A 9153-nucleotide genomic window follows, 5' to 3' on the forward strand; every position below is an offset into this window, starting at 1 on the left:
GGGGGCGTTTTTCCCGCCGATCTGACCGTCAGCTTCCACCGCGCGAAATGCGGCCATTACCTCGACCCCTCGGACGGGCCGGACGCGCCCGGTGGCGGCGCGTCGATGCGCGGCCATCTGGTCGTGACCGATATCGGCCTGTCACAGGATGCGAATATGGGGGCCGCGCAGTTGATCGACCGTCCCTCGCATTTCCTGATGAAGCGGACGGGCCACAAATACAGCCACGGCCATGCGCTGGTGCTCTCGGGCGGCGCGGGCAAAGGCGGCGCTGCTCGGATGGCGGCGCGGGCGGCACTGCGGATCGGCGCGGGGCTGGTGACGCTCGCCTGCCCGCCCAAGGCGCTCGCCGAGAACGCCGCCCATCTCGACGCGATCATGCTGAGCGCCCTGCCCGACGCCTATTCCTTGCGCGGGATGCTGAGCGATGAGCGTCTCAACGCGCTCTGCCTCGGCCCCGGTCTGGGCATGGCCCGCGCGCAGGAGATGGTGCCGGCCGCGCTTTGGGGCAAACGGGCGACGGTGCTCGATGCCGATGCGCTCAGCGCCTTTGCCGACGATCCGAGCGTGCTCTTCGGCCAGCTTCACGCGACCTGCGTTCTGACCCCGCATCCGGGCGAGTTCAAACGGCTCTTCCCCGATCTGGCCGAGAAGCTGTCAGGCGACGACCCGACCTATTCCAAGCTGGACGCGACCCGCGAAGCCGCCGCGCGCGCGGGCTGCACGGTGCTACTCAAAGGGGCGGACACCGCGATCGCGGACCCCGATGGGCGCGTCGCGCTGCATTCGGCGACGCAGGACCGCGCGGCCCCGTGGCTTGCGACCGCAGGCGCGGGCGATGTGCTGGCGGGGTTGATCGCGGGACTGCTTGCGCGCGGCTTCACCCCCTTCGACGCCGCGACCTCCGCCGCCTGGCTCCATGTCGAGGCCGCGCGCCACTTCGGCCCCGGCCTGATCGCCGAGGACCTGCCCGAAGCGGTCCCGCAGGTGCTGCGCGCGCTGATGGCGCAGAGCTGACGCCACCCGGGCGCCCGGCTGCCCGCGCAGCTTTTTCGACCCGTCTCGCGCAAAATTGACATCAATCAATGATACCCCTCACCACGTCGTGAAAATGAACGCGGGGATACGCAACTTTGGGGTATTGGCGTGGGACTTTCTTCTTCGGGCGCGCGGTCGGAAATGCGGCGCGCTTTTTCCGGGAGCCGGGGGCTGATCGGCTCGGCTGTTCTGTTCAGCTTTTTCACTAATCTTCTGCTGCTGACCGGGCCGCTTTTCATGCTGCAGGTCTATGACCGGGTGATCGGTTCGCGCTCGGAAGAGACGCTGGTCGCGCTGTTCGGCCTCGTGGTGTTCCTCTACCTGTTCTACACCATTCTGGAATTCGTCCGCGCCCGCGTGATGGCGCGGGTCGGGGCACGGCTTCACGCCAATCTCTCCGACCGCGTCTTCCGCGCCTCGCTGGAGCGCGCAGCGTTGGGACGCACCGACAAGGGCGCGAGCGCGCTGCAGGACCTCGATGCGGTGAAAACCGTCTTCGCCTCGCCGGTGCTGCTGTCGCTCTTGGACATCCCGTGGACGCCGGTTTTCGCAGCCGCGATCTTCATCTTCCACCCGCTTCTGGGCTGGCTGGCGCTGGCGGGCGGTGCGCTTTTGGTCGTGACCTCGCTGCTCAACCACTGGCTCACCCAGACCCGCCTGACCGAGGCGCAGGGCACCTCTTTCGCGGGTAACCAGATCGCGCGGCAGGTCGAGGACGGGGCCGACTACCTCTGGGCGCAGGGCATGGGAGAGACCATGCGCGCGCGCTGGCAGGAAACCCAGACCGAAGGCCAGCGCAAGATGCTGCGCGCGGCCGACTGGACCGGCGCGTTCGGCGCTTTTTCCAAGGGCTTCCGGATGCTGCTGCAATCGGCGGTGCTGGCCGTGGGCGCCTATCTGGTGCTGCAACACGAGATGACGGCGGGCGCGATCATCGCGGGCTCGGTCCTGCTGGGCCGCGCGCTGGCCCCGGTCGAGCAGGTGCTGGGCCAATGGACGCTGCTGCACCGCGCGCGCAACGGCTGGGCTTCGCTGCGGGCGTTTCTGGGCTCCGTGCCCGAACCGCGTAAGCCGACCGAACTGCCCGCCCCGACGGGCGATCTGTCGGTGCGCGGCGTCTCGGTCTCGCGCAGGCGCGGCGAGCGTCCGATCCTGTATAACGTGAGCTTCGATGTCGCGCCGGGTGAAGCCATCGGCGTGATCGGCAAGAGCGGCTCGGGCAAGACGACGCTGGCGCGGGCGCTTGTGGGTCTCGTCTCCCCCACCGCGGGCGAAGTGCGCCTCGCCGCCGCCAAGCTCGACCAATACAGCCCCGAGCGGCTGGGCCAGTTCATCGGCTACCTGCCGCAGGTGGTGAAGACCTTCGACGGCACCATCGCCGAGAACATCGCGCAGATGGCGCAATCGCCGGATGCCGAGCGGGTCGTGGCCGCCGCCAAGAAAGCGCATATCCACGAGATCATCCTGCAACTACCCAAGGGCTATGACACCCATATCAGCGCGCGCGATGCGCAGCTCTCGGGCGGCCAGCGCCAGCGGCTGGGTCTGGCCCGTGCGCTTTACAACGATCCGGTGCTTCTGGTGCTCGACGAGCCGAACTCGGCACTCGACTCCGAGGGCTCCGAGGCGCTGAACGCCGTGGTGAAGGCGATGACCGAGGAAGGTAAATCGGTCGTGCTGATGACCCACCGCACCAATGCGATCAAAGCCTGCTCGCGCCTCGTGATCCTCGAAAGCGGCCAGATCACCGCGCAGGGGCCGCGCGACGAGGTCATCCAGTCGATGATCAAGAACGCGCAGGACGTGCAACGGATTCTGACGATGAGGGCCGAGAAATGAGCAAATCCTCCGATTTCGCAAATAGCCGACTTCTGCTCGCCGCAGGCTTCGGCGCGATCACCCTCCTCGTCGGCGGCATGGGCGCCTGGAGCGTCGGCGCGAAGATCAACGGCGCGGTCGTGTCGCGCGGCGTGGTCAAGGTCGAGAGCGAACGGCAGGTGATCCAGCACCCCGATGGTGGCGTCGTGGGCGAAATCCTCGCCCATAACGGCGATCAGGTGCATGCGGGCGACGTGCTACTGCGCCTCGACGGGACCTTTCTGCGCTCGGAGCTTGCGATCGTGCAGGCGCAGCTTCTGGAGATCGCGGTGCGCAAGGCGCGGCTGGCCGCCGAGCGCGACGATCTGACAGAGGTGGATTTCACCGTACTGCCCGACTTCCCGATGCTCGACCCCGAGCAGGTCGCCCAGCAACGCGAGGGCCAGAGCAACCTCTTTGCCGCGCGTCAGGCGACGATGGCCAAGAAGATCAACCAGCTGCGCGAGCAACAGCAGCAGATCGAAAAGCAGATCGAAGGCGTCGAGGCGCAGCGCGTCTCGCTGATGGAACAGCTCGACCTCGTGTCGCAGGAGCTGGAGGACAAGCAAAGCCTCTACGAGCGCAAGCTGATGGAAGCCTCGCGCGTGCTCGCCACCCAGCGCGAACATGCCAAGCTGACCGGCGAGATCGGGCGGCTGAACTCGGTCATCGCGGAGGCGCGCGTGCGGATCTCGGCGCTCGAGATCGAGGTCGTCGGCCTGTCCGAGGATCGCCGCGAGGCCGCGATCACCCAGCTGCGCGACCTGCAATATAACGAGATTTCGCTGGTCGAACGCGAAAACACCCTGCGCGAGAAGCTCGCACGGCTCGACGTGCGCGCGCCGGTCGATGGCGTGGTGTTCGGCTCGCAGGTCTTCGCGCTGCAATCGGTCATCCAGCCCGCCCAGCCGATGATGTTCCTCGTGCCCAGCGATCAGCCGCTTTACGTCTCGGTCCGCGTCGATCCGACGAGCATCGATCAGGTCTATTCCGGCCAGCAGGTCTCGCTGCAATTCTCGACCTTCAACCGCCGCACCACCCCCGCGATCCCGGCCGAGGTGCTGCGGGTCTCGCCCGACGTGCAGACCGACGAGGCGAACCGCGAGACCTATTACGAGGCGACGGTGGAGCCCGACCCGGAAGCGCTGGCCGCCCTGCCCGAGGTCAAGCTGATGCCCGGCATGCCGGTGGAGGCCTTCCTCAAGACCGATGCGCGCACGCCGCTGTCCTACCTGACCCAGCCGCTGACGGTCTATTTCAACCGCGCCTTCCGGGGGGAATGAGGGGGGCCGCTTCAAGCAGCATCACGAGCGATAAAGATAAGCGGCCCGGCGGGATACCTCGCCGGGCCGTTTTCGTGATCGGTAGCAGAGCGTTACGCCACGAGGGAGGAAAGAGAAAGGCCCGGCGGACCGCTCCGCCGGGCCCTTCCGGTACCACTGATGAAAGTGGGGGCGGTCAGGGCGTTTGCGTGGTGATGAACGCTCCGGTGAACGCATCGTTCGTCACCCCGTCATCAAGCGTGCCGTCTGCATAGCCAGCAATATTGTCGGGCAGCGTTGCTCCGCTCCCGCCGACGAATTCGCCGTCGAGCAAAATCGAGGTGGTGTAATCGGTGCCGCCGTTGGAGAGCGTCCCATCGAGGCTGCCTCCGAAGGTATCGGCCGTCCCGACAACGCCGCTATCGGTGATCGTCCCGCCGGAAAGCGTAAGCGAGCCGGTATAGGCGTCCTTCGTCGAGTGCTGGAAATTCGTCGCCGAGCCGGTGACCGTCCCGCCCGAGAAATTCGCGTCGAGCGATAGCTCGCCGATTAACGTCCCGCCGCTGTCAAGGTCGCCCTTGACGTAACCGGTGTAGCTGGCCGTACCCGAATTCGGCACATCGTCGCGTCCGCCAGTCACATCCCCGGTACTCAGATCCACGACCCCAGCCGCCGCCGTATCGGCGCGCGCCACGAGTTCCGCATAGGTGGGGGCGGTGTTAACCGTGGTTCCGCTGCCGCCGCAGGCCGAGAGAGTGGCGGCCGCAGCCGCCAGTGCAATGAAAGTTACTTTGTTGTTCATTCGTATTGTCCTTCTAGAAACCCGGATCAGACGCTCACGAGCGTCATGTCGGCGACAAATTGATCGACGGTTGTGAAGTCATCCTCGGTGATCAGGCTCACATCCACATCGCGCAGGATCATCCGGTCGTCGCCTGCGGTGATTTGAGTGCCCGTCGTGCGGTAGCTGGTGATCTCGAGGTCGGCGAAGGTCAGCCCCCCGTCGAGTGCGATCATGTCGACCCCGTCTTCGAAGTCGTAGACGATGTCGAGCGTGGTGCCCTCTGCGAAGACGAACCCATCCGCGTCCAGACCGCCATAGAGACGGTCGAGCCCGGCACCCCCGTCGAGCAGGTCGGTGCCCGCAAGGCCGTAGAGGATATCGTTTCCGCCCAGCGCCGTGATGATGTCGTCGCCCGGGGTCCCCATCAGCGTCTCGCTCGCATCGGTACCGATGATCTCGTTGGGGCCCGTTGTGCCCGGATCATCGCCCGCACCCGGGTTGGCCAGAAGGAAGTCTTCCTCCATGACGAGCCCTCCGCTCGGCCCGAGATCGCCCGCCACGTCGGTCAGCGTTGCGATCAGAACCGGCTCGGCGCCGATTTCGGCCCCATCCGTATCGAGGTAGATTTCAAGATTGGTCCCATTCACCACTTGCGAGATGTTGTCGGCGAAATTCGTGTCCGAGACACCCAGACCGATCAGGCCGATCGCATCGGTGCCAACTTCGAAATCGCTGATCGTGCTCGCGGTCAGCGGCACGCCCTCGACCGAGGAGCCGTAGGTGAGGACGAAGAGATCGGTGCCCGCGCCGCCCGTGAAGGCGTTCGAGCCGATCCCGACAAGGAAATCATTCCCGTCCGTGCCGACGACATCAGCTCCGACCGCGTAGGGCGTGACCAGCTCGTAATCCATCAGCAGCTCGGCGCTGTAGATCGTCGCGGGCTTGATGTCGCCCTTGATGTAGACCGCCATATCGAAGCCGTCGGAATAGTTCATCCCGTTGACCGACACCTCGCCGGGCTTGTCCTGCCAGCCCGAGCTGACCGAGAGCGGCTGGGCGGGATAGCCCCAATCGAGCAGGTTGATCACCGTCTGAGTCTCTGCGCCGACCTCGTATTTCACCTCGTCATTGGTGGGAGGCGGCTCGTCGCTCGGGTCGATCGGGATCACCACCGAGGGCAGATCCTGGCCATATTTGTCGGTCTTCAGACGCCAGCGCGGACCGCTATCGGCATATTCGGTGCCATCTTCGTTCAGCACCGGCTCGAAGGGCTCGCGGTCCATCGTGGTGTACCAGGCGTTGGTGAAGCCCGCCGCTCCATCCTCGGCCCCGATCGTCGCGAGATCGCTCGCTGCCCATTGCTGCGCCAGAAGATCGTCGCGCAGGATCGTGCCTGCCTCGTAGAGCGTGCCATCCCCCGCATAGTAGTCATCGGCGGTGATCCAGACCTCACGGGCACCCTGCCCGTCAAGGTTGTAGTCCGGTACGATGATATATTCCGGCAACGTGCCGATCGCGGCCTCGTTCTCGAAATCTTCGGGGCGCACCTGATCATTGGGGTTGTTGGTGATCGTGTGATGCACGACCAGTTCGGCCTCGGTCACATGGTAGATGTTCCGCAGCGAGGTGTAGGGGTTATACTCGCTCCACTCGTCGGGCAGGTCCATCGTCGCTTCAAGGCGCACATCGTTGGGCTTCTTGATCGTGTTGCCCCAGCGATAGAGCAGCTTGCCGTCATCCTTCACCGTCACCGAATAATCGCTGCTGACCGCGATATTTTCGGTAATCTCGGTCTCGTTGGGCGCGAGAACATCCTTGATGTCGATGACACCATCGCCGTTTTTGTCGCCCGCCATGTCAGGCAGCGCTTTAAGTTCAGTGATCACATCGGAGACCAGCCTGCCGTTCAGCGCCTCATCGCCGCTGACAACCCGAAGCGCGTCATCGAGCTTGTAGATCGCGTCGGTATCGCCGGGGAATTTCTGGTCCGACAGGATGTTCTGCATCACGACGTAATGCTCGGTCGAGGCCTTCACCGTGTTGCCGCCCAGACCCGCGAGCCACGTACCGTAGAGCGCCGGCGTCTTGAACGTGTCGGTGGGCGCATCCGAGATCACGAGGCCAAGCTGATTGCCCTCGCCATCATAGACGTCGCCTGCCCAGCCTTCGGCATAGTCCGCTACATAATTAGGGTCACTGGGATCTATGACCTTTTGGGTCGCGTCTTGGAAATCGGCGACGTTATAGCCAAACTCGCTCTCGATCGGATAGAGCGTCACTCCATCCTTGGTTTCCTTCGTACCATTCGTTCCGGATGTATCGAAGTAAGCCAGCGGATCCTCAGCCGCGCCGACCGTCATCCCGTCGAAGGTCACCGTGATATCCGCCGTGCTGAAAACATGCGACGAGCGGAACATCGGGTCGGTGTTCAGCGGTTCGTCCCAATCGTCGACGTTACCTGGGTCAATTTGTGTCGCCATATCTGCGTCCCCTCTATCCATATGAGCGAACCGATGACCCCTCAGGCACCTGCCCTCCCGTCATCCGCCGCGTCCCCACGTCAAATGGCGTCCAGTCAGGAAATAGAGATTTATCCCTCTGATTTCACTGCGAATTTACCGTCAGCCACGGCTCACATTCCCGTGAGTTCTTCGTGATTCGCATTGATGTGTGTCAACGAAATCGAGAGGAGATGGGCAGCGTGGCCACTTAGTCGCAGAAATCGCAATATTTACAGATGAAAGCCCCGAACCGGGGCGCGAGATCAGAAATTCGACCGCAGTCCGAGCCGCAACTTCACCTGCGAGCTGTCGTAGAAATCGACATTTGAGCGGGTCTCTTCGCCCTCCAGCCGCAGGGTCGGCGAGATGCCGTAGAACTCGAGCTTCGGGAACCCGAATTGCAGCGCCAGCCGCCCGCGCGTGTCGCGCCGTGCGCCGGGCCCGTAAAGCGTCGCATCATAATCGCGTCGCTCCAGTTCCAGCGCCGCGCCGACGGTGACGGTCCCGGCCAAAGGCTTGGCGAAATCGTAAGACACGCCCGCAAGCATCGCCCGATGATCGATCTCGACCGCCTCCGAGGACGCGTCGCGCAGGGCAAAGGACAGCCCCAGCCGATCCCCTCCCTCAAGCCGCCGGTGATGGCTCAGGCTCGCGGTGACGACATTCGCCGAGTTGCGGAAATTGTCGAGGCGCAACTGACGCTCGCCAGAGAGAGTCACCTGCGTCAGCGAACGCCGCGGATCGCCCCACTGCGCACTGCCCGAAACCCGCAGATAGTTGCTCAGGTCGTCGCCGCCATACCAGTTCTTGCCCGCGAGAAGGTCGAGGCGATAGCGCAACGGCGCATCGGCCGGGCTGAGCGCCTGCCCCAACGTCGTCTCAAGCGCGCTGAACGCGTAATCCGAGCCACGCGCATCGGGCACCGTGTCCTTCGCATCGCCCGACAGGACGACCTGTTTGGTGTAGATCTGCGCCCCGAAACTCGCGGGCAACTCCCCAAATCCTGCGAATTTGTAGCGCGCCTTCAGCGACAGCGAAATCTCGTAGCCCGACAGCGCCTTCGCATCGGGATTGAGCGTGAAGTCGATACCGCCGATATCGACCGTATCCGCGAGACTGCCATTGTTGACATTGCTCGACGCGCCCGCGTCGAAATTCGCCGAGAAGCTCCACGGATTGGCTGCGGACAGGACCCGATAGTCCCGCACGCTCGACGCGCGCACGGCATCATTGGGCGCCATTTCGATCGCGCGGCGTTGCCAGAACTGCGCTACGAACGGATGCCCGAGATCGTAACTCGCCGCCGCCATCTCGACCGCGCTGACATATTTTTCCTGCTGCGTCCGGGCCTGCGCATTGGCGCGGGTGGCCGCCGCCTTCGCGCCTGCCGCGTCGCCCTGCCTGCGCAGCGCCCGCGCCAGCACGACAAGCGCGCCCACATCATCGGGATTGCGCACCAGACGCGCGCGCGCCGCTGCCTCCGCCGCGGGCCAATCGCCCGAACGCAGCACCTGCAGCAGCGCCGCGTCGGTGATAGCGCCGGTAGCAGGGACGTCCGCGACCGCGGGACCGGGCCCCAAGACAAGCAGCAGCGCCATCGCCCCGCCGCACAGAAAACGCCAGGCGCGCCGCAGTTTGCGCCCGTCGATATGGCCTTCGGTCATTGTCACCCCTTTGAGGTCGCGCGCCCCAGACAATGCGGGCGGCGAGA

At 64.7% G+C, this 9153-nt stretch carries 6 protein-coding genes; 3 read left to right on the forward strand and 3 right to left on the reverse strand.

Features of this window, described 5'->3' with window-relative positions:
• From B3D39_RS11050 to B3D39_RS11060, 3 genes are all read left to right on the forward strand, one after another.
• Positions 1-1017: NAD(P)H-hydrate dehydratase (locus B3D39_RS11050; RefSeq protein ID WP_286789684.1), on the forward strand; the 1017-nt coding region annotated here is incomplete at its 5' end.
• A gap of 162 nt (positions 1018-1179) precedes the next feature.
• The gene (locus tag B3D39_RS11055) at positions 1180-2877 is read left to right on the forward strand and encodes a type I secretion system permease/ATPase (RefSeq protein ID WP_274963196.1); all 1698 of its coding nucleotides are present in this window, start codon (positions 1180-1182) and stop codon (positions 2875-2877) included.
• Positions 2874-4178 carry an HlyD family type I secretion periplasmic adaptor subunit gene (locus B3D39_RS11060; RefSeq protein WP_274963195.1) on the forward strand — a complete coding sequence of 435 codons (1305 nt, stop codon included), beginning with the start codon at positions 2874-2876 and terminating at the stop codon, positions 4176-4178. The genes B3D39_RS11055 and B3D39_RS11060 overlap by 4 nt, the downstream gene beginning before the upstream one ends.
• A gap of 175 nt (positions 4179-4353) precedes the next feature.
• On the opposite strand, the gene B3D39_RS11065 is transcribed toward B3D39_RS11060, so the two are convergent.
• From B3D39_RS11065 to B3D39_RS11075, 3 genes are all read right to left on the reverse strand, one after another.
• Positions 4354-4959, reverse strand: a complete 606-nt coding sequence (locus B3D39_RS11065; protein WP_078520906.1) for a hypothetical protein — start codon at positions 4957-4959, stop codon at positions 4354-4356.
• 26 nt (positions 4960-4985) lie between these two features.
• Positions 4986-7421, reverse strand: coding sequence for a calcium-binding protein (locus tag B3D39_RS11070; protein WP_274963194.1), 2436 nt, complete (start codon positions 7419-7421; stop codon positions 4986-4988).
• A 284-nt stretch (positions 7422-7705) separates the two neighbouring features.
• Positions 7706-9153, reverse strand: a 1448-nt coding sequence (locus B3D39_RS11075) for a surface lipoprotein assembly modifier (RefSeq protein WP_286789685.1), incomplete at its 5' end; no start/stop codon positions are given.

It is taken from the genome of Thioclava sp. UBA3469, assembly GCF_002378135.1.
GTDB classification, from domain to species: Bacteria; Pseudomonadota; Alphaproteobacteria; order Rhodobacterales; family Rhodobacteraceae; genus Thioclava; species Thioclava sediminum.

Bases quoted from the DNA above. Each gene is read 5' to 3' on its own strand.
- B3D39_RS11060 (WP_274963195.1), top strand. From the start codon at position 2,874: ATGAGCAAATCCTCCGATTTCGCAAATAGCCGACTTCTGCTCGCCGCA.
- B3D39_RS11055 (WP_274963196.1), top strand. From the start codon at position 1,180: ATGCGGCGCGCTTTTTCCGGGAGCCGGGGGCTGATCGGCTCGGCTGTT.
- B3D39_RS11070 (WP_274963194.1), bottom strand. From the start codon at position 7,421: ATGGCGACACAAATTGACCCAGGTAACGTCGACGATTGGGACGAACCG.
- B3D39_RS11065 (WP_078520906.1), bottom strand. From the start codon at position 4,959: ATGAACAACAAAGTAACTTTCATTGCACTGGCGGCTGCGGCCGCCACT.